Origin of the sequence: Winogradskyella litoriviva, assembly GCF_013249065.1 — a bacterium.
Taxonomy (GTDB): Bacteria; Bacteroidota; Bacteroidia; order Flavobacteriales; family Flavobacteriaceae; genus Winogradskyella; species Winogradskyella litoriviva.
The window spans coordinates 799,376-821,141 of the sequence record NZ_JABRWQ010000001.1 but is presented as its reverse complement, the minus strand read 5'-3'; the positions used below and the strand labels follow the sequence as shown (position 1 = coordinate 821,141).

General features: G+C 31.6%; 18 protein-coding genes and 1 tRNA gene. 13 read left to right on the top strand and 6 right to left on the bottom strand.

What is annotated here, in order from left to right; translation table 11 throughout:
• Positions 1 to 13: 13 nt before the first annotated feature.
• The 5 genes from HNV10_RS03505 to HNV10_RS03485 all read left to right on the top strand — a co-directional run bounded on the left by HNV10_RS03505 (position 14) and on the right by HNV10_RS03485 (position 9,564).
• Positions 14 to 3,145, top strand: coding sequence for a UvrD-helicase domain-containing protein (locus HNV10_RS03505; RefSeq protein ID WP_173299928.1), 3,132 nt, complete (start codon positions 14 to 16; stop codon positions 3,143 to 3,145).
• Positions 3,146 to 3,185: 40 nt separating this feature from the next.
• Entirely contained in the window at positions 3,186 to 4,379 is a 1,194-nt protein-coding gene (gene kbl / locus HNV10_RS03500; RefSeq protein WP_173299927.1) for a glycine C-acetyltransferase, read from the top strand.
• A 124-nt stretch (positions 4,380 to 4,503) separates the two neighbouring features.
• Positions 4,504 to 5,898: an OmpA family protein gene (locus HNV10_RS03495; RefSeq protein ID WP_173299926.1), complete on the top strand. Its 1,395-nt coding sequence runs from the start codon at positions 4,504 to 4,506 to the stop codon at positions 5,896 to 5,898.
• Positions 5,899 to 5,959: 61 nt separating this feature from the next.
• Positions 5,960 to 8,728, top strand: coding sequence for a PD-(D/E)XK nuclease family protein (locus HNV10_RS03490; protein WP_173299925.1), 2,769 nt, complete (start codon positions 5,960 to 5,962; stop codon positions 8,726 to 8,728).
• Positions 8,725 to 9,564 carry an alpha/beta hydrolase family protein gene (locus tag HNV10_RS03485; protein ID WP_173299924.1) on the top strand — a complete coding sequence of 280 codons (840 nt, stop codon included), beginning with the start codon at positions 8,725 to 8,727 and terminating at the stop codon, positions 9,562 to 9,564. Before HNV10_RS03490 ends, HNV10_RS03485 begins: the two co-directional genes overlap by 4 nt.
• Positions 9,565 to 9,599: 35 nt before the next feature.
• On the opposite strand, the gene HNV10_RS03480 is transcribed toward HNV10_RS03485, so the two are convergent.
• A tRNA-Ala gene (locus HNV10_RS03480) sits at positions 9,600 to 9,673 on the bottom strand.
• An 83-nt stretch (positions 9,674 to 9,756) separates the two neighbouring features.
• Here HNV10_RS03480 and HNV10_RS03475 point away from each other — a divergent pair.
• The 5 genes from HNV10_RS03475 (at position 9,757) to HNV10_RS03455 (ending at position 13,220) form a co-directional block, all read left to right on the top strand.
• Positions 9,757 to 10,257 carry a GNAT family N-acetyltransferase gene (locus HNV10_RS03475; RefSeq protein WP_173299923.1) on the top strand — a complete coding sequence of 167 codons (501 nt, stop codon included), beginning with the start codon at positions 9,757 to 9,759 and terminating at the stop codon, positions 10,255 to 10,257.
• Positions 10,254 to 11,588: an MATE family efflux transporter gene (locus HNV10_RS03470; protein WP_173299922.1), complete on the top strand. Its 1,335-nt coding sequence runs from the start codon at positions 10,254 to 10,256 to the stop codon at positions 11,586 to 11,588. The genes HNV10_RS03475 and HNV10_RS03470 overlap by 4 nt, the downstream gene beginning before the upstream one ends.
• A 27-nt stretch (positions 11,589 to 11,615) precedes the next feature.
• Positions 11,616 to 11,795, top strand: a complete 180-nt coding sequence (locus HNV10_RS03465) for a hypothetical protein (protein WP_173299921.1) — start codon at positions 11,616 to 11,618, stop codon at positions 11,793 to 11,795.
• Between the two features lie 206 nt (positions 11,796 to 12,001).
• The gene (locus tag HNV10_RS03460) at positions 12,002 to 12,454 is read left to right on the top strand and encodes a 6-pyruvoyl trahydropterin synthase family protein (protein WP_173299920.1); all 453 of its coding nucleotides are present in this window, start codon (positions 12,002 to 12,004) and stop codon (positions 12,452 to 12,454) included.
• Positions 12,447 to 13,220: a UDP-2,3-diacylglucosamine diphosphatase gene (locus tag HNV10_RS03455; RefSeq protein ID WP_173299919.1), complete on the top strand. Its 774-nt coding sequence runs from the start codon at positions 12,447 to 12,449 to the stop codon at positions 13,218 to 13,220. Before HNV10_RS03460 ends, HNV10_RS03455 begins: the two co-directional genes overlap by 8 nt.
• Positions 13,221 to 13,226: 6 nt before the next feature.
• Here HNV10_RS03455 and HNV10_RS03450 read toward each other — a convergent pair whose 3' ends face one another.
• The 5 genes from HNV10_RS03450 to HNV10_RS03430 all read right to left on the bottom strand — a co-directional run bounded on the left by HNV10_RS03450 (position 13,227) and on the right by HNV10_RS03430 (position 17,269).
• On the bottom strand, positions 13,227 to 13,553 hold the full coding sequence (locus HNV10_RS03450) for a hypothetical protein (RefSeq protein WP_173299918.1): 327 nt from the start codon (positions 13,551 to 13,553) through the stop codon (positions 13,227 to 13,229).
• Positions 13,541 to 13,738 (bottom strand): hypothetical protein, encoded by a 198-nt coding sequence (locus tag HNV10_RS03445; RefSeq protein ID WP_173279341.1) that lies wholly within the window; start codon positions 13,736 to 13,738, stop codon positions 13,541 to 13,543. Before HNV10_RS03445 ends, HNV10_RS03450 begins: the two co-directional genes overlap by 13 nt.
• A 43-nt stretch (positions 13,739 to 13,781) precedes the next feature.
• On the bottom strand, positions 13,782 to 15,050 hold the full coding sequence (locus HNV10_RS03440; protein ID WP_173299917.1) for an MFS transporter: 1,269 nt from the start codon (positions 15,048 to 15,050) through the stop codon (positions 13,782 to 13,784).
• Between the two features lie 4 nt (positions 15,051 to 15,054).
• Positions 15,055 to 16,746 (bottom strand): single-stranded-DNA-specific exonuclease RecJ, encoded by a 1,692-nt coding sequence (recJ, locus tag HNV10_RS03435; RefSeq protein ID WP_173299916.1) that lies wholly within the window; start codon positions 16,744 to 16,746, stop codon positions 15,055 to 15,057.
• Positions 16,747 to 16,837: 91 nt separating this feature from the next.
• The gene (locus tag HNV10_RS03430; RefSeq protein WP_173299915.1) at positions 16,838 to 17,269 is read right to left on the bottom strand and encodes an OsmC family protein; all 432 of its coding nucleotides are present in this window, start codon (positions 17,267 to 17,269) and stop codon (positions 16,838 to 16,840) included.
• A 66-nt stretch (positions 17,270 to 17,335) separates the two neighbouring features.
• On the opposite strand from HNV10_RS03430, the gene HNV10_RS03425 reads away from it, so the two are divergent.
• The 3 genes from HNV10_RS03425 to HNV10_RS03415 all read left to right on the top strand — a co-directional run bounded on the left by HNV10_RS03425 (position 17,336) and on the right by HNV10_RS03415 (position 21,765).
• Positions 17,336 to 17,938 (top strand): carboxymuconolactone decarboxylase family protein, encoded by a 603-nt coding sequence (locus tag HNV10_RS03425; RefSeq protein ID WP_173299914.1) that lies wholly within the window; start codon positions 17,336 to 17,338, stop codon positions 17,936 to 17,938.
• 15 nt (positions 17,939 to 17,953) lie between these two features.
• Positions 17,954 to 18,727, top strand: coding sequence for a toxin-antitoxin system YwqK family antitoxin (locus tag HNV10_RS03420; protein ID WP_173299913.1), 774 nt, complete (start codon positions 17,954 to 17,956; stop codon positions 18,725 to 18,727).
• Between the two features lie 206 nt (positions 18,728 to 18,933).
• Positions 18,934 to 21,765 carry a carboxypeptidase-like regulatory domain-containing protein gene (locus HNV10_RS03415; RefSeq protein WP_173299912.1) on the top strand — a complete coding sequence of 944 codons (2,832 nt, stop codon included), beginning with the start codon at positions 18,934 to 18,936 and terminating at the stop codon, positions 21,763 to 21,765.
• Position 21,766 lies beyond the last annotated feature (1 nt).

The following is a 21,766-nucleotide window of genomic DNA, read 5'->3' as shown; positions in this document are numbered from 1 at the left end:
TAAAATTTATCTTTTGCAAAATTCAGCCTTTAAAATATATAATGCTTCAGCAGGTAGTGGAAAAACGTTTACATTGGCAAAAGCCTATTTAAAAATTTTAATTCAGTCTAAAAGCTACGACCAATTTAAATCCATTTTAGCTATAACTTTTACCAACAAAGCGGTTGGAGAAATGAAAGAACGCATTATAGATATGCTAAAATCTTTTTCTTCTGAAGAAAGTTTAATACAACCACATCCTATGTTTGAGGCTATTTGTGAAGAATTACAAATAAAACCAGAAGTTCTTCATCACAAATCAAAACATATTCTAAAACATATTATTCATAATTATGGTGCTTTTGATATATCTACTATAGATGGATTTACACATAGAGTCATTAGAACTTTTGCACACGATCTAAAATTACCTATAAATTTTGAAGTTGAATTAGACCAAGAGCGATTACTGAATGAAGCCGTTGATAGTCTTATTGCTAAAGCAGGAAGTGAAAAAGCCTTAACCAAAGTGTTAGTAGATTTTGCTATAGAAAAAGCAGACGACGATAAAAGTTGGGATATTAGTTTTGACTTTAATAAAATCGCAAAATTATTAGTTAACGAGAATGACCTTTATGCAGTTAATACTTTAAAAGAAAAAACACTTGACGATTTTAGAGTTTTAAAAAATCAGTTAAATAAAGAAAGTATTAAAATAGAAATTGAAATTGAAAATATAGCCAATTCTGCTTTAACATTAATTGAAGAATCTGGCTTACAATTTAATGATTTTAACAGAAGTTCGCTTCCTAAACATTTTGAAAAATTAGCAAATAAACAGTTTGATGTAAGCTTTGATTCTAACTGGCAAAATGATTTAATTGATGGTAACACCCTTTACCCAAAACGTGTTTCTGCTGATGTGGCTTCAACAATAGAAAGTATTCAACCGCAAATAGCAGAATATTTTACTGCTTCTAAAGCAGCATTTTTCAATTTAAAGTTAAAAAAGGGACTCTATAAAAACATCACACCTCTTTCGGTTTTAAACGCTTTAAAAAACGAATTACAAGTTTTAAAAGCCGACCAAAATAAAATGTTGATTTCAGAATTCAACACTATTATTAGTGAAGAAATAAAACACCAACCCACACCATTTATCTATGAACGTTTAGGTGAAAAATTTAAACATTACTTTATTGATGAGTTTCAAGACACCTCAAAAATGCAATGGGAAAATTTGGTACCATTATTAGAAAATGCCCTTTCCGCAGCAAATGGTGATACAATGTTGGTTGGTGACGCAAAACAAGCTATTTACAGATGGCGAGGTGGTGAAGCAGAACAATTTATAAAACTTTATAACAAAACAGAAAACCCATTTCAAATTGAAGCTGAAGTTCTTCCACTAGAAACTAATTACCGTAGCGCAAAAGCAATTATTGAATTTAATAATTCGTTTTTTGAGTTTTTAAGCGAAACTTCATTTAGCGATGATGCTTATGCTGAACTTTTTAGAAAAGCAAAACAGCAAACACATAATAACTCTGAAGGCTATGTAAATCTCAACTTTTTAGAAACTGAAAAAGATGATGATATCCATGAAAACTATGCTATTGAAGTATTAGAGACCATAAAACAATGCCAAGCTAACGGATTTCCGTTAGATGACATTTGTGTATTGGTTAGAAAAAGAAAAGAAGGAGTTGCTATTGCAAATTATTTAAATGATAATGGCATTAAAATAACATCTTCAGAAACCTTGCTTTTAAAAAATTCTGACAAGGTTAATTTTATTAATTCATTTTTAAAATTATTGGTTCAACCCAATAACGATAGCTTAAAAGTTGAAGTATTATCCTTTTTAGCAGAGCGACTTAAAACCAAAGACAAGCACTTATTTTTCAAAACCTATCTAAAGCAAGATTTAGATGAGATGTTTTCAGAATTAAGAGAACTGAATATTTACATAGACAAAAACCGATGTTTACAATTACCTCTTTACGAATTGGTAGAGCACGTGGTTAGATTATTTAATCTAAACGAATCTTCTGATGCTTACCTTCAGTTTTATTTAGATGTAGTTTTAGAATTTACGCAAAAACAAAATTCAGATTTAGCAGGTTTTATCAATTATTTTGAAAAGAAAGCAGACAAATTAAGTGTTGTTACACCAGAAAACATGAATGCGGTTGAGATAATGACTATTCATAAATCAAAAGGGTTAGAATTTCCTGTGGTGATATTCCCATATGCTGATCTAAATATTTATAATGAATTAGAACCAAAGGTTTGGTTTCCTGTTAATGCAGAAGATTACAATGGTTTTAGTAAGTTACTTCTTAATTACAATAAAGATGTTGAGCATTTCGGTAACACAGGCGCTCAAATTTACAATACCCATCAATCGCAATTAGAGTTAGATAACATGAATTTACTCTACGTGGTTTTAACCAGAGCTATTGAGCAACTATATATAATTTCAAAAAAAGATATTAATACAAAAGGTGCCATTAACCCTAATTCTTATGCTGGAAAGTTTATTAATTTCTTGATAAAAGAAAATAAATGGAACGATAACCAACTCAACTATAGTTATGGTACTTTAAAACCAAATCAAAACCAAATTGAACCCAAAAAAGCTTCAAGCTCATTGAAGTTAATCTCAGTTCCTAAAGAAGATCACAACTTAAATATTGTTACTAAATCTGGATTACTTTGGGATACACAACAAGAAGCTGCTATAGAACGAGGTAACTTAGTACACCTTATTTTATCAAAGATTAAAACCGTTAAAGATGTTAATTTTGCATTTAAAGAATTATTAATTTCTGGAGATATTACAACAGAATATATTGAAGAATTAAAAACGATAGTTTTAGATGTCATTAGACATCCTGACCTTGAGCGTTATTTTCAAGAAGATTTCAAAATATATAATGAACGAGATATTATTACAAATTCTGGGCAACTCTTAAGACCAGACAGATTGAATATAAATTCTAAAAACGAAGCCATAATTATAGATTATAAAACAGGAGAAGCCAAATCGTTTCATGCCGCACAACTTAATGATTATGAGTCGGTTTTAAATAAAATGAAATTAAACGTTACGCATAAATTATTGGTTTATATAAATGACACTATAGAGGTTCTGCAAGTCTAATTTTTCATAGTATCTTTGCTTAACAATCAAAATTAATACGATGTACGGAAATATAAAAAATCACTTACAACAAGAAATAGAATCTATAAAAGAAGCTGGTCTTTTTAAAGAAGAACGAATTATTACATCTCCTCAAGGTGCAGAAATAACACTAAATACTGGTCAGAAAGTATTAAACTTTTGTGCCAACAATTATTTAGGGTTATCATCACATCCAGATGTAATACAAGCAGCAAAGGACACCATGGATACGCATGGATTTGGCATGTCGTCTGTGCGTTTTATTTGTGGTACTCAAGATATCCACAAAGAATTAGAGCAAAAAATTGCTGACTTTTATGGAACTGAAGACACTATACTATACGCAGCCGCATTTGATGCTAATGGAGGCGTTTTTGAACCGTTATTAGGTAAAGAAGATGCTATAATTTCAGATTCTTTAAATCATGCTTCAATTATTGATGGCGTAAGATTATGTAAAGCGGCAAGATATCGTTACCAAAATAATGATATGGCAGACTTAGAGACACAATTAATTGCAGCTAATGCAAATGGTGCGCGTTTCAAAATAATTGTAACCGATGGTGTGTTTTCTATGGATGGCTTAGTTGCACCTTTAGATAAAATATGTGATTTAGCGGACAAATATGATGCTATGGTTATGATAGACGAATGTCATGCCACAGGATTTATAGGAGAGACAGGAATTGGTACACTAGAAGAAAAAGGTGTTTTAGGAAGAATAGATATTATTACAGGTACCCTAGGAAAAGCATTAGGTGGTGCAATGGGTGGTTATACTACGGCTAAAAAAGAAATAATTGAGCTTCTACGTCAACGCTCTCGTCCTTATTTATTCTCAAACTCTTTAGCTCCTGCAATTGTTGGTGCATCTATTAAAGTGTTCGATATGTTAAAAAATGACACCACACTAAGAGACAAAGTTGATTGGAATACTAAATACTTCAAAAAAGGCATGAAAGCAGCAGGATTTGATATTGTGGATGGTGATTCTGCAATTGTACCTGTAATGCTATACGATGCCAAATTATCTCAAAATATGGCTAACATGTTATTAAAAGAAGGTATTTATGTTATTGGTTTCTTTTACCCTGTAGTACCAAAAGACAAAGCAAGAATTAGAGTACAACTATCTGCTGCTCACAACAAAGAACAATTAGACAAAGCAATATCTGCTTTTACTAAAGTAGGTAAAGCATTAGATGTTATTTAAAATGGTTACAAACTCTCATTTTTAGGGCTATATCTCAATAATTTTATAAATTTTGCTTTGTTAATAAAATTTAACAACTTACTTTTGCGTTTAATTAACACTTAAAAATTAAATTAATAAGAATATGAAAAATCTTAGCAGATTATTTTTTGTTGCAGTACTTATTGCAAGTTTTAGCACTTCTAATGCTCAAGACAAAAACAATCCATGGGCTATTACTGTTGGAGCCAACGCTGTTGACTTTTATCCTGTTGGAGAAGATGCACCTCAAGGTGATTATTTTGACGAGTATTTTAATGTAGAAGATCACTGGAATGTTTTCCCTTCTCTATCTACTATTTCAGTTTCTAGATACCTTAGCGATGGTTTTACATTTACAGCTACTGGATCTTTAAACAAAATTGATAGATTTGGTTCAAATACAGATGCATTTGGAGTAGAAACTACAAATAAAGTTGATGATTACACTTATTTTGGCTTAGACGGTAGAGTTTCTTACAGTTTAATGGAAGTTATTAACTCTAAAGTAATTGACCCTTACGTAGGTATTGGTGGTGGTTACACTTGGTTAGATGATTCAGGTGCAGGTACTTTAAACGGTACTTTAGGATTTAAATTTTGGATTTCTGAGCAATTAGGAGTTGATGTTAATTCTACTTATAAGCATGCATTTGAAAATAGCACAAAAAAGCATTTCCAACATTCTGTAGGTCTTACATTTAAGTTTGGTGGTACTGATACGGATGGTGATGGTGTATATGACCAAAACGACGCTTGTCCTGAAGAAGCTGGATTAGAAATCTTTAATGGTTGTCCTGATTCTGATAATGATGGTATTCAAGATTCTAAAGATGATTGTCCCAATACTGCAGGTTTAGCTGAATTTAACGGTTGTCCTGATTCTGATGGTGATGGTGTTGTTGATAAAGATGATAAATGTCCTACAGTAGCTGGTTTAAAAACTTTAGCTGGTTGTCCTGATGCTGATGGTGACGGTGTTGCTGATAAAGATGATAACTGTGCTAACGAAGCAGGTCCTGCTGCTAACAACGGATGTCCTTGGCCAGATACTGATGGTGATGGTATATTAGACAAAGATGACAAATGTCCTAGCGAAGCTGGAACAGCTGCAAATAACGGTTGTCCTGAAGTTAAGCCAACAGAAGAAGTAATGAAAACATTGAATAACTATGCTAGAACTATCTTGTTCCAGTCTGGTAAAGCAAGTTTCCAAAAATCTACTGATCAAGTATTACAAGCAATGACTGCTATCTTAAAAGAATACCCAAAAGCGGATTTCTCTATTGAAGGTCATACTGATAGTCAAGGTTCTTCTTCAAGTAACCAAGCATTATCTGAAAGAAGAGCAAACGCTGTAAGAGATTATTTAATCGCTAATGGTATTGCTGCTGACAGATTAACTGCTGCTGGTTTCGGTGAATCTACTCCTATTGCAAACAACAAAACTGCAGCTGGAAGAAAAGAAAACAGACGTGTAGAAGTGAAGTTGAAAAACTAATCACATCTAAAATATATTTTAAAAACGCTCCGAAATTCGGAGCGTTTTTTATTTTTATAGAATGATAAGTTTTATAAAAACAGTACTCGTTGATCTTCAAGAAAAAAATTTAAATTTAGAAGATTTACATTTCATTTTACCCAGTAAACGTGCTGGTGTTTTTCTTAAACACCACATTTCAACCTTAATAAGTCAACCCGTATTTACACCACAAATTCTAAGTATAGAAGAATTTGTTGAAGACCTATCTGGTTTACAAACCCTACCAAATACAGATTTATTATTTAGACTTTATGCTATTTACAAAAGTCTTACACCAGAAAAAGAAATAGAAACATTTGACTCTTTTTCTAAATGGGCACAAATCTTATTACAAGACTTCAATGAGATAGATCGTTACCTTATTCCACAAGAGCAAATATTTGATTATTTAAATGCCATAAAGGAGATTAATCATTGGTCTTTAGAAACTAACCAAACCCAACTTATCACCAATCACTTAAAGTTCTGGAAACGCCTTAAAACTTATTATGCTGCCTTTTCTAATAACCTAATACAGTCCAAACAAGGTTATCAAGGTCTTACATATAGAAAAGCCGTAGAAAATTTAGAATTTTATATTGCTGCACACAAGACTAATAAAAAACACATTTTTTTAGGTTTTAATGCTCTAAATACGGCCGAATCTAAAATAATACAAGATTTACTAAAAAATGAACTAGCACATATATATTGGGACATTGATAAAACCTTTATCGACGATAGTATACATGATGCAGGACTGTTTACTAGGCAACATCGTAACGGATGGAACTACTTTAAAACCCATGCATTTAATTGGGTTACTACACATTACACAGAAGAAAAAAACATACAATCCATAGGAGTTCCAAAATTGGTTGGTCAAGCAAAATATGTTGGTCAAATTCTAGAAGAATTAATTCAAAACGAAACCAATTTATCTAAAATAGCAGTTGTTTTAGGCGAAGAACAACTCTTATTACCAGTTTTAAATTCTATACCTAAAGACATTACAAAATTAAACGTTACAATGGGCCTTTCCTTACAGTACGTTCCACTAGCTTCGTTTTTTGAACAATTGTTTTTAGCTCACAAAACTAACCCTAAGCAGTTTTATTTTAAAGACATAATTAGTTTGCTTTCTCATCCATCAATTTATCCTTTATTTAAAACAGAATCCACCAACATAGCAAGTGAAATTACAACTGTTTTTCAAAAAAATAATCTAGTATACCTATCTGTATCAAGTCTAAAAGAACTTGCACCAATGCATATAGATATCATTGATTTACTTTTTAGTTCTTGGAACGACCAGCCAGAAACTGCGTTAAAACAGTGCTTAGACCTCATTTTTAAAATGAAATCTAATTTTGATAAGGATAAACAAAGCCACAGCTTAGAATTAGAATACTTGTATCGATTTAATATATTGTTTAATCAATTAACTGAATTAAACTCAAATTATAAATATCTAAATTCAATTGCGGCATTACAAACAATATATAAAGAACTACTAAGCTCCGAAACATTAGATTTTAAAGGCGAACCATTAGAAGGTCTTCAAATAATGGGAATGTTAGAATCTCGTGTTTTAGATTTTGAAACCGTTATTATAAGCTCAGTAAACGAAGGGATTCTTCCATCTGGAAAAACTAACAATTCCTTTATTCCATTCGATGTTAAAATTGAAAAGAATCTACCAACTTATAAGGAAAAGGATGCTGTTTATACTTATCATTTTTACAGACTTCTACAACGTGCAAAAAACGTATATATTATTTACAATACTGAAGTTGATGCGCTAAAAGGAGGCGAAAAAAGTAGATTTATAACACAATTGGATATTGAAGGTATTCATAATATAAAGCACCAAATAATTTCTCCAGAAGTACCTACTTTAAATAAAAAATTACAAGAAATTAATAAAACGCCTTCTGTTATTGAGCAAATAAAAACACTTTCAAATAAAGGGTTTTCTCCTTCTTCTTTAACTAATTATATTAGAAATCCAATTGATTTTTATTTCGAAAAAATATTAGGAATTAAAGAATTTGAAGAAGTCGAAGAAAATATAGCCGCTAACACTTTAGGTTCTGTTATTCATAATTCATTAGAAGATTTTTATAAACCACTAGAAGGTTCAATTTTAACTATAGAACACCTTAAAACATTTAAGAGTCAGACTAAAGATATGGTTACCAATCATTTTGAAAAACTTTATAACAAAGGTGGTTTTTCTAGTGGTAAAAATCTTATCATTTTTGAAATTGCTCAACGATACATCATTAATTTCTTAAACCAAGAGATTGAAAGTATAACAAAAGGAAACAAAATTAAAATACTTTCTATTGAAGCCGATGAAGCTATAGAAATTAAAATTGAAGGTTTAGATTTCCCAATTAAACTAAAAGGAAAAGTAGATCGAGTTGATAGCTTTAATGGTATCACTAGGGTTATAGATTATAAATCTGGAAAAGTGACACAAAACAAGGTAGAAATAGTTAATTGGGAAGATTTAAACTCTGATTATGATAAATACAGTAAATCATTCCAAGTATTATGCTATGCTTATATGATGAAACAACAAAACCGGATTGAATTACCCATTGAAGCTGGTATTATTTCATTTAAGAACCTTAACAACGGTTTTCTAAAATTTGGTAAAAAAGATAAACCTGGCTCTTACGCAAAAAAAGACCAGCTCATTACCCAAGAAACTCTAGATAATTTTGAGATTGAACTAAAAAAACTCATTATAGAAATATGCAATCCAAAGGTTAATTTTATTGAAAAAGAAATCGACAAATGACAATTAATAAAAATATTACTCTCAAAAGAAAAGATAAAAAACCCATTTTAATTGACGCGTTTTACTCTGAAGAAAAAAACAACCAACCTATTATTATTTTTTGTCATGGCTATAAAGGGTTTAAAGATTGGGGAAGTTGGAATCTTATGGCAGAGACTTTTGCAAAAGCAGGATTTTGTTTTATAAAATTCAATTTTTCGCATAATGGAGGCACATTGAAAAATCCAATTGATTTCCCAGATTTGGAAGCTTTTGGAAATAATAATTACACTAAAGAACTAGACGATTTAGATGCTGTAATCTCTTGGTGTCAAAATCATTTTTTAACCAATTCTAAAATTAATACCAATATTATAAACCTAATTGGTCATAGTCGTGGAGGCGGAATCGCTATTATAAAAGCTTCAGAAGATAACCGTATTACTAAGCTCATTACTTTAGCTAGTGTAAGCGATTTTGGTTCTAGATTTGGTTCAGATGCAGAAATCAAAAAATGGAAAGATGATGGTGTTAAATTCGTTTTAAACGGAAGAACAAAACAACAAATGCCTCACTATTTTCAATTTTTTGAAGATTTTAAAGCCAACGAAGACCACCTTCATATAGAATCAGCCGAAAAAGGTTTAAAAATTCCGCATTTAATAATTCACGGTTCTAAGGATACTTCTGTAAAAATAACTGAAGCAGAAGCCTTACATCAATGGAATTCTAAAAGTGAAGTTAAAATTATTGAGAACACAGACCATGTTTTTAATACCAAACATCCTTGGGATAAACATGAGCTTTCCCAAGAATTAAATTTAGTTGTTAAAAGTTCCGTTCGTTTTCTAGAATAGCAAATCAAAACTGTACTTTAAATAAATTCTTTTTGTGGAGAAGATCGGGCTCGAACCGACGACCTCTTGACTGCCAGTCAAGCGCTCTAGCCAACTGAGCTACATCCCCAAATATTAATTCAATATAACCGAGTATTTTAGACCTATTGAAAGAAACTTTTTGTACAATTGAAACAAATGTAAACATTATTAATGATTAGAAAAGCAGAAAAAACAGATATTAAATCCTTAATAAATATCACTAAGGCTTGTGCTAAATCTATGATAGGCGAAGGTATTTTTCAATGGAATGAACATTACCCAAGTCAGTCTGTTTTTATAAACGACTTAGACCGACAAGAACTTTATGTACTTGAAGTAAATTACAAGATTATTGGTTGTATTGTTATTTCTACTTTTATAGATGAAGAATATGTGCCAGTTAAATGGTTAACACCAAATAAAAATAACATTTATATACATAGATTAGCCATTCATCCTAATTTACAAGGCAAAGGTTATGCTCAACAATTAATGACCTTCGCAGAACAACTTGCCATAGAAAATAACTATAGTTCAATTCGCTTAGACACATTTTCGCAGAACAAAAGTAACCAAAAGTTTTACGAACTTCGCGGTTATAAAAAATTAGAAGATATTTACTTCCCAAAACAAAGTAATTTTCCTTTTCATTGTTACGAATTGATTCTGTGAAAAACGCAATAACATTAAATCAAATAAACAAATTAGCTATACCAGCATTAATTTCTGGTATATCTGAGCCTATATTATCATTAACTGATGCTGCAATTATTGGCAATATGGAACAAAATGCAACAACGTCATTAGCTGCGGTTGGGATTGTTACTACATTTTTATCAATGCTAATATGGGTTTTAGGCCAAACCAGAAGTGCTATTTCGTCTATTGTTTCTCAATACTTAGGAGCCGGAAATATTGAAGCTGTTAAAAATCTACCCGCTCAAGCAATTTTTGTAATTACTACATTAAGTATTATTATAATTGCTGTTACTTATCCATTAGCACCTCAGATTTTTAAACTTTATAATGCTTCTGATAGTATTCTAAATTATAGCGTAGATTATTATCATATCCGAGTTTTTGGTTTTCCGTTTACCCTATTTACTATTGCTGTTTTTGGTACATTTAGAGGTCTTCAAAATACATATTTCCCAATGGTAATAGCTATTTCTGGTGCTATGGCTAATATTATTTTAGATGTCATTTTTGTGTATGGAATTGAAAATTATATTCCTGCTATGCATATAAAAGGTGCTGCCTATGCAAGCGTTATAGCTCAAATTATAATGGCTGCGCTTTCGGCTTATTATTTACTAAAAAAAACAGATATTCCACTTTTGGTGAAGTTGCCTTTTAATCCAGAAATGAAACGTTTTGCGTTAATGATTCTTAATCTATTTATTAGAACCATTGCATTAAATATTGCATTATATTTTGGAACTAGCTTTGCTACTAAATATGGTGAAAATTATATTGCGGCTTATACTATTGCTATTAATTTGTGGTTTTTAGGTGCTTTTCTTATTGATGGTTACGCAAGTGCTGGAAATATTTTATCCGGAAAATTATTTGGAGCTAAAGATTATAAAAGCCTCGTAAAATTAAGTAATAAACTGATTAAGTACGGTGTTTTTATAGGTATTATAATTGGGTTAGTTGGAAGCATTTTTTACTATTCAATTGGAAATTTATTTAGTAACGATGAAAACGTTTTAACAGAGTTTTACAACGTATTTTGGATAGTCTTAGCCATGCAACCTTTATGTGCTCTAGCCTTTATTTTCGATGGTGTTTTTAAAGGACTCGGTAAAATGAAATATCTTAGAAATGTATTGTTATTTTCTACACTTGTTATTTTTATTCCTGTTATTTTTTGGACCGATATTAAAGACTATAAATTATATGGCATTTTTACTGCATTTACCTTTTGGATGATAGCGAGAGGATTACCATTAATTATAAAATTTAGAAAAATCTTTATTCCTCTTGCTCAAAAACCTTAAATTTGGTTTCCTAATTTATTTTCTTAAATGAACTTATTTATAACTATACTACAAGACGTAAAAATAGAAGAAAAATTAAAAAATGCACCTGACGATTATTATGGAATTGGTGTATTTATTGGTTCACTTTTACCTTTTGTAATTTTGGTTGCACTTGCCTATTTAATTTACAGATATAATAAAAACAGATATAAAGAAGATATTTAATAAGAGTATTTTTAGCTTTTTAATAAAAATATCGAAAACATTAGATTTGTAAAACATTTCTTAAACCTACGGAACTGCTTCAAATAAGCTATTTACGTAAATCTTAGCCAAGCATCAAATTTATATAATAAATAAAGTACTCAAATGTAGCCTAAAACCAGATTCGTTTCACATTTATAATATCTTTGCATCTCAAATAGATTCGCATGAGCAACATACGTATAACAAAACAATTCTCTTTTGAAACAGGCCACGCGCTTTATGGCTATGACGGAAAATGCAAAAACGTACATGGACATAGTTATAGACTCTTTGTAACAGTAATAGGTGTTCCAATTTCAGACACAACTAACGTAAAATATGGCATGGTCATAGATTTTGGAGATTTAAAAAAGATTGTAAAGGAAGAAATTGTAGATGTTTTTGATCATGCTACTGTGTTTAATAAAAACACACCTCATGTAGAACTCGCTAAAGAATTACAAGATAGAGGGCACAATGTTTTACTTGTAGATTACCAACCTACAAGTGAAATGATGGTTATTGATTTTGCTGAAAAAATTAAAAAACGCCTACCAGAAACTATAAAATTACATTCATTGAAGCTTTCAGAAACAACATCTTCTTTTGCTGAATGGTACGCTTCGGATAATGAATAAACTTAATCACATAACACTTGCTGAAGGAAAGAAAATTTACTTCTCCTCAGATAATCATTTAGGAGCACCAACACCTGAAGCTTCAAAGCCTCGCGAAAAAAAATTTGTAGCTTGGTTAGATGAAATAAAAGAAGATGCTGCCGCTATTTTTTTATTAGGTGATTTATTCGATTTTTGGTTTGAGTACAAAACCGTAGTTCCTAAAGGATTTACCAGAACTTTAGGGAAATTAGCAGAGATTGCAGATTCGGGAATCCCGATTTACTTCTTTGTTGGAAATCATGATTTATGGATGAAAGATTACTTTAAAACAGAATTGGGAATCCCTGTTTATCATAAATCACAAGAATTTACTGTTAACGATACATCCTTTTTTATTGGACATGGTGATGGCTTAGGACCAAAGGATAAAGGTTATAAGCGTATGAAAAAAGTGTTTACCAATCCTTTTTTTAAGTGGTTATTTAAATGGATGCATCCGGATATTGGTATAAGAATTGGGCAATATATGTCTGTTAAGAACAAACTAATTTCTGGTGACGACGACGCTAAATTTTTAGGTGAAGAAAACGAATGGTTAGCCATTTATGCCAAACGTAAACTTGAAGACAAACATAGAGATTTCTTCATTTTTGGTCATAGACATTTACCGCTTGAAATTCAACTTAACGAAACGTCTAAATACATCAATCTTGGCGATTGGATTCAGTATTACACCTATGGTGTTTTTGATGGAAATTCTTTTGAGTTGAAGAAATATAAATAAAACTATCTATTTTAGAAACTCTGAGATAGGGTGATGATTATTGGAAATATAAGTTACAAGAAAGTCACTATCACTTCTTTCAAAGAAAATGTACCAGGTTGTTCTCTTCGTACTATTGTAGAATATATAATTACTTCCAAAATGCGCTAATGCTAAAGGTGTATTCTTATATGGAAAATTAGAAATATTGTTTTCAATAAAATCTATCAATTTATCTTTGTAGATGATAGCATCTTCCATAAAACCGAAGTAATCACGTTTATAAAGAGAATAGACCAATTCATTAATATATGTTGTTACCTGAGGTCTATAGTAAACGGTTACTTTTTCCAATCTAAAGACTTTATATATGCTGTTGTTTCTTCTTTTAATTGTTGAGAAGATATCGCATCTTTTAGCTCTTCTTTAAAACTTTGGTTTTTAATCGCTTTATACTCAAAAATCTGATTAATAATATCTGGATCTTTAACTGATGAAATCCATTGAATTAGAGCCTTTTTCTTTGCAACTAGTGTCATTATCTGAGATGTTAATTAATTAAAGATAGTGATTTTTTATAAATTAACTTTCTTTTTCGTGCTCTTCAATATCTTGTTGTAAATCTAGTGTTCTTAACGGTTTATTCTTTATTCCTATTACGGAAACAACGATAAGCGTTACAGTACCACCAAGTACTACTGCTAATGGTGCTCCAAAAATTCTAGCTGCTACTCCACTTTCTACAGCACCAAGTTCGTTAGAAGACCCAACAAACATAGAATTAACAGCACCAACACGTCCTCTCATATGGTCTGGCGTTTTGAGTTGCAGTATGGTTTGACGTACAACCATAGAAATCCCATCAAAAACACCAGCAAGGAACAAGGCCGAAACACTAAGCCACATAAATTTTGAAGCCCCAAAAACTATCATACAAAGACCAAAACCAAAAATTGAAATCAGTAGTTTTTTTCCTGTGCTTTTTGCTATTGGAATGTATGTTGTAGCCAACATGGTTAAAATACTTCCTGATGATAATGCAGCATGTAAAATACCCAAACCTTTTGGTCCTGCATCTAAAATATCCTTTGCAAAAACGGTAAAAATGGCAACAGCACCACCAAACAATACAGCAATCATATCTAAGGTTAGCGCTCCTAAAACCACTTTATCATTAAAAACAAAGTTGAGTCCTGCTTTAAGGCTCTCTTTTACGGTTTCAGTATTTCCTTGGTTTAGAATAGGTTTTTTAGTAATACCAAACACTAATACTAAAGATAACATTACCAAAGAGAATATAATACCAAGCGTATAATGTACACCAATCCACGCAATTAAAAATCCACCTAATAATGCTCCAAACACACTTGCACCTTTCCAAGTACTACTGCTCCATGTTGCTGCATTGGGATAAATTTTCTTAGGAACTAGTAATCCGATTAATGAAAAGATGGTTGGACCAAAAAACGCTCTTAAAACACCACCAAAAAACACCAAACTATAGATGCTGAATAAAATAGTTTTAGTTGTCCATGAGGCTTCAATTTGATTTGACGTCAACCAAAATAATCCAAAACTTATTAATGAAAACAACGCAATACATAGCGCAAAAAGATTTCGTTTTTCCTTTTTGTCAGCAATATGTCCTGCAAATGGTGCGAGAAAAAAAGCTGGTAAAAACTCACATAAACCTATTATAGCAAGACTCAATTTATCGTTAGTCATGGCATACACTTGCCATTCAATCACAACAAACTGCATTGACCAACCAAAAACTAAGGCAAATCTTACTAATAAAAAAATGTTGAATTCTTTGATTCTTAATGCTGCGTATGGATCGTTTTTTACCACTTATTTATGCTTTAATATCCTTCAACTTTAACTGTAAACTTACATTTCCATTCCAGTGATTTTCATCAATAGAATAGGCTGCACTGAATGGTCTTTTCGTTTTTATAATATCTATTTTGTCGCCTAAACCAAAACCTATACAAACAATCTTATCGTTAAAAGATTGTGTAACGGTTAACCGAATATGCTTATCATCTTCGCCAACACATTTTCCCCAACCTGTATCTTTTAAATTCTGGGACATAAAAGTTGGCGACATATTCCCTGGTCCAAAAGGTGCAAATTGTTTTAAGATGCGCATTAATTTATCATTGATTTCTCCTAATTCTATTTCTAAATCAATTTTAAGTTCTGGTGTTAGTAATTTTGGGTCTATAGTTTCTTTTACAACACTTTCAAACTTTGCTTTAAAGGCTTCGTAATTTTCTGGTAATAGTGTTAATCCTGCTGCATATTTATGACCTCCAAATTGTTCTATATGCTCTGAGCATGCTTCTAAAGTATTGTACACATCAAAACCTTTTACAGAACGTGCAGAAGCTGCTAATTTATCTCCACTTTTTGTAAAAACTAAAGTTGGTCTGTAATACGTTTCTATTAAACGAGAAGCAACAATTCCAATGACACCTTTGTGCCAAGTTTCGTTACACACAACAGTTGTAAAGCCTTCTTGCTCGTTATTTTCTTCAATTTGAACTAAGGCTTCTTGCGTAATACGCTTATCGGTTTCTCTTCTGTCTGTGTTAAATTGGTCTATATCTACAGCATATTCCGCTGCCAAATTAAAATCAGTTTCGGTTAATAATGTTACAGCATGGTTGCCATGTTTCATTCGTCCTGCTGCATTAATCCTTGGTGCAATGATAAAAACGACATCTGTAATGGTTAAAATATCCTTTTTTACCTCAGCAATAATGGCTTTCATTCCTGGTCTTGGATTGGTGTTTATAACCTGTAATCCAAGATAAGCCAATGCTCTATTTTCATCTACAATGGGTACAATATCTGCACCAATTGCTGTAGCCACCAAATCTAAATACTCAACTAAATCTTCTGCTGTTTGTCCTTGGTTTGCTGCTAAAGCCGTTATTAATTTAAAACCTACGCCACAGCCACAAAGTTCTTTAAAAGGGTAATCACAGTCGTCTCGTTTTGGGTCTAAAACTGCTACTGCATCTGGAATTTTATCGCCTGGTCTGTGGTGGTCACAGATAATAAAATCTATCCCTTTTTCTTTAGCATAAGCCACTTTATCAATAGCTTTTACGCCACAATCTAATGCTATAATTAACGTAAAATCATTGTCGTCTGCAAAATCAATACCTTTATAAGACACACCATAACCTTCGTCATAGCGATCTGGAATGTAGGTAGCAACCGAATCAATTCTTGTTTTTAAATAGGAAGACATTAAGGCCACAGAAGTTGTTCCGTCAACATCATAATCACCATAAACCATTATGTTTTCTCCTGCTTTAATGGCTTTTTCTATGCGTGCAACAGCATTATCCATATCTTTCATTAAATATGGATCATGTAAATCACTAAAACTTGGCCTAAAAAATGTTTTAGCAGCTTCATAGGTTTCAATACCTCTTTGCAACAACAAAGTTGCAACAATATTATCAACCTGAAGTGCTTTTTTTAAAGCCTCAACTTTTAAAGATTCTGGTTTTGGTTTTAGTGTCCAACGCATAGTTATCAACTTCTATAAGCTCTTTCGCATCTATGACCTAATTAAAAAATAGGGTTTTTTATGTCTCAATTGCGCTTAAACTTAATATAATTTATCGTTTTGTTGCTATATGATAAATAATATTTGTTTTCACATCTGCAAAACGTCTAAACATTTCCATTACGCCACAATACTTTTCAACCGAAAGATTTACAGCACGATCACATTTTTTCTTGTTTATATCTGAACCGTAAAAATGATAATCTACGGTTACAGTGTGATAATATTTTGGATGTTCATCTGTTAATTCGCCCGAAACTTCAATTTTAAAATCATCTATTTCTACTTTCATTTTATCTAATGTAGAAATGACATCTAGACCAGAGCAACCAGCCAAAGATGAGAGCATCATTGCTTTAGGTGCCATACCAGATCCAGTGCCTCCAAATTCTTCAGAAGCATCCATCATAATAGAAGGCCATCTTGGATTATCGGATTCAAAAACCATATTCCCTTTCCAGTGTGTTGTTATTTTATCAGCCATTTTGTTTTAGTTTAAAATTTAGAAATCCTATCTTGTTCATTCAAAAATACTACTAAAAAAACAACTATGGCACTTGTAACTCCTTTGTCTGCAGAACACGATTTAGAAACCAAAGAATTAGCAGAATTTTTTAACGAAACCTTAGGGTTTTGCCCAAATTCTGTCTTAACCATGCAACGCAGACCAGCAATAAGTAAAGCATTTATTAATTTAAATAAAGCCGTTATGGCCAATGAAGGCAGAGTAACCTCAGCCTTAAAACGAATGATTGCTTGGGTTAGTAGTAATTCTACTGGTTGTAGATATTGCCAAGCACATGCAATAAGAGCTGCGGAACGTTATGGAGCTGAGCAAGAACAATTAGATAATATTTGGGACTATAGAACACATCCTGCATTTTCAGAAGCAGAACGCGCAGCCTTAGATTTTAGCTTAGCCGCAAGCCAAGTGCCAAATGCTGTAAATGCAGAAATTAAAGAACGTTTATACAACCATTGGAACGAAGGCGAAATAGTAGAAATGCTCGGTGTAATTTCTCTCTTTGGATATCTAAATCGTTGGAATGATTCTATGGGAACTACAATGGAAACTGGAGCTATTGAAAGTGGCAATCAGTTTTTAGGAAAACACGGCTTTGAGGTTGGCAAACATGATGGATCACAATATTAATTGTAACTGATTACTATGAAAAAAATAAACCTATTTACTCTTTTAATAGCTTGCTCGCTATTATTCTTTGGATGTAAAAATTCTAATAAAGACAAAAAAAATGAGGGTTTTACCTTTATTGAGAGAAATGCTTACACTGTAAACACTTATAATGGGTTAGCTTATTACAGGCTTAAAAGCGAGCAAGAATTTATGGATGGTTATTATGTTGTTGGTAATGAACTTTCTAAATGGGAAGAATTTGAATTTAAAGAAGGTTTGTTAAATGGCGATTATATTATTTTTCATCCAAATGGTGAAATGTTTTCTCACACTCAATATAGAAATGGCAAAAAACATGGTGAAGAATTAATGTATTTCCCAGATGGTGTTTTAAATAGTAAAAGCACATTTAGCAATGATATTTTAGTTGGAAGTAAATTCACTTATTATGAAACCGGAAAAATTCAATCTGAATCTAAAATTGAAGATGGTAAGGCCATAGAAACTCAAAATTTTGATTTGTTAGGCAATATTATTTCTCAGAGTTTTATTAGAGATGGAAGAACAATAACTCAACAAATCGCTGAAGGTAAAATTTATTCTGAAATGGTATCTTCTAATTACGATAGTTATGAAACTATGAAGTTTTTTAACGAAGATGGTAGTACAAAAGTTTATTTACAACGTGTTTTTGAAAACGAAAAGTTTTACATTTTAGAACTAAATGAAAATGGTAAAGAGATTGATCGTGTTGATGTAAAAGCAAACCCACAAAAAGCAAGAAAATATGCTCAGTATTTTCAATAAATATTTAGTAATTAGTAAATTATTCCGTTAGTATTCTGCAATAGATTTTATTCAATTATAGCTAAAAACCAATCTTATCTTAAATCGTAGATATCATTGGTTTTCCATTTTATATACTTTACTCACTCATTTGGCGCATTCACTCATTATACGTTTTTAATCCACTTCTTCACACATACATTTGAGTAAACCAACAACTTTTACTCATGGACAAAGTACCATTAAAAACCATTTTATTTCTTCTCCTCTTACCTTTATTAAGTCTTGCACAACAAGGTATTGTTAAAGGTGTTTTAACCACGGAAACTGACGGATTACCATTACCTGGAGCATCTATTATTGTTAAAGGCACCGCAAAAGGTGTGCAAACAGATTTTGATGGCAACTACAGCATTACTTGCAATGTTGGTGACGTTTTGGTTGTTAACTATGTAGCCATGACACCAAGAGAAATCAAAGTAACTCCAGCAATGTTTGGTGTAGAACAACGTCTTTTTGTTGAGCGTATTCCTGTAAAAACCATTGAAAGTGACGCGTACAGCAAGGCATTAAAATCGGTGAAAAAGACAAGCTTTAATATTCCTGATATAGAAAATTCTAAACACACATTTAATGACAACGGCACTTATAATCAATTCCAACGTATTAAAGGCATTGAGATTAAACCAGAAAATGTAAATCTCACTTATTTCGACCCAGATATATATTTTGAAGTTGGCGTAAACTCCACTTTAAGTTTTCAATTTGTAAAGGATAACAATCTACCAGAATTACAAAATAAATTTAGCCAAGGTGCAACACAAAATGGTGCATTAACTTTTCTTGGTCCAGAAACAAGTAACGTGTTTTCTTATGGTCCTAGCTTAACTATTTTAGAATTCGATGGCACTAATTACAGCTTCGATTCTAACGGACAATTAGTTTCTTTAGGAAGCGGAAATGGCAACTCAGCGAACGCTTATAATAACACACTTTTTAATACAACAATTAACACATCTAATAATATATTTTTCAATGTTGAAACCAACAAATGGATGGCCAACATAGATTATATCACTAAAAATTCTGATGATATTTTTGGTCGTAATCGCAGTAAAACGGATGATATTATGTTGAGTTATAAAACAACAAAATATGAAAACAAAAAATTGAACTGGAACACCTTTGTTAAATACGGAAAACGAAATAACAACCAACCCAACATTAATGGTTTTATTAATAATTTACTCTTAAATTCTTGGGTGACGCCAACCTCCTTCTCTAATTCTCAAGGTAGTATTCTTGCGGATAATACGCAACGCAGTTTTAGTCCTTCAAACTATAACAATCCAGAATGGCTTTTAAATAATAACAGAAATTATGATGCTAATGATTTATTTGTGGTTAGCCTTCAAAATGATATAGAGCCTTTTGATGATTTCAAAATTAAATCTCATATAAACTTTAAAACGACCGAAAATGAACAAAATTTCGGATTGATTACCAATACTGTTGGGTTTGAAGATGGTTATCTAAGTAATAAAAACATTGAAAAAAACACTTTTAATGGTACGTTAGTTCTTGATTACGAAAAGCAATTTGGTGACATTGAATTGAAATTAAATTCCGTTACCAATTATAGCCACGACAACTTAAAATATACGTTTAAGGAATCTGAAGGGTTTGGTGATTTTTCATTTTCAAATCCAGCTATTTCAACTACTATAGAAAATCAGCTTCACAAAAATTCAGTAAGCTTAAAACAATACTTATCTCTTTCTTATTCAAAAGGATTGGAAGTCAGTTTTAATACGGATTCTTACTTGTCATCTATCCAAGGAAACAAATGGTTTTTACCAACGTCTAGATTAAGTTTTGAACTTTTAGATGTCTTAGATATCTATGATTTTAGATACATTACATTTTTTGTAAGTAATGCTTCTGGTATCAATGAAATGCCTTTATTCTACACTAATCAGAGTCATAATAGTTTAACATTATCACCTTCCGAAAGTTTAAACTACACTAGCAATATTGATTTGTTCGCCAATGAAAGTATTAAATTCGAAGAAAAACAAGACTATAATTTTAGTACTCAAATTGGTTTCAACGTATTTAATATCAATTGGAATTTTGAAGCCACGTATTTTGATTCTAAAACTGAAGGAAGCGTGTTTCCTGTTTTAGAAAATAATACGTTTCAACTTAAAAATATAGCAGATATTAACAACACAGGTTTTGAATTGGAGTTAGAAGCCTCTAACTACTATAATAAACTAAAGTGGAATGCTAATATTAACTTTTTTACTAATAATACCGAAGTTTTAAAACTATATGATTCCGAAGAACGCGTTGCTATAGCTGGTTTTAATTCAATTTCTAAAAATCTTATTGTTGGCCAACCTGCAGGAATTATAGTTGGTTCTGCTTATGCAAGAGATGAGCAAAATAATATGGTTATTGATTCTAACGGTTACCCAATGGTTGATGCTCAGCAACAAATTATTGGCGACCCTACACCAGATTTTACGTTTGGTTTCTATAATTCTTTAGAATGGAACAATTTCAAATTTAATTTTACACTTAACTATCAAAAAGGAGGTGACGTCTGGAATGGCACACAAAACGTTCTTAACTATTTTGGAACCTCACAACAATCAGCTGACCAAAGACCTATTACCAATTATGTGTTTAATGGAGTTACCCAACAAGGCAATCCCAATACAACTATTGTAGATTTTTACAATCCTGAAAACGGTATTGAAAACAACCGATTTGTGCGATACGGATTTGAAGGTGTTGCCGAAGATGCCATTGAAGATGCTAGCTTTTTTAACTTAAAAACCATTCAAGTTTCTTATGATTTTGGTAAGGACAACGATTCTTTTTTTAGACAATTTGAAATCGGTTTCTATGCCAATAATCTTTTCACATTTACAAAATATAGAGGTGCATCGCCTCAGTCTTCTCTTTTTGATACAAACTCTGGCAATAACCTCAACTTTTTTAACACACCTCTAATCACAGAAGTTGGTTTTAAAGCTCAACTTAAAATATAAA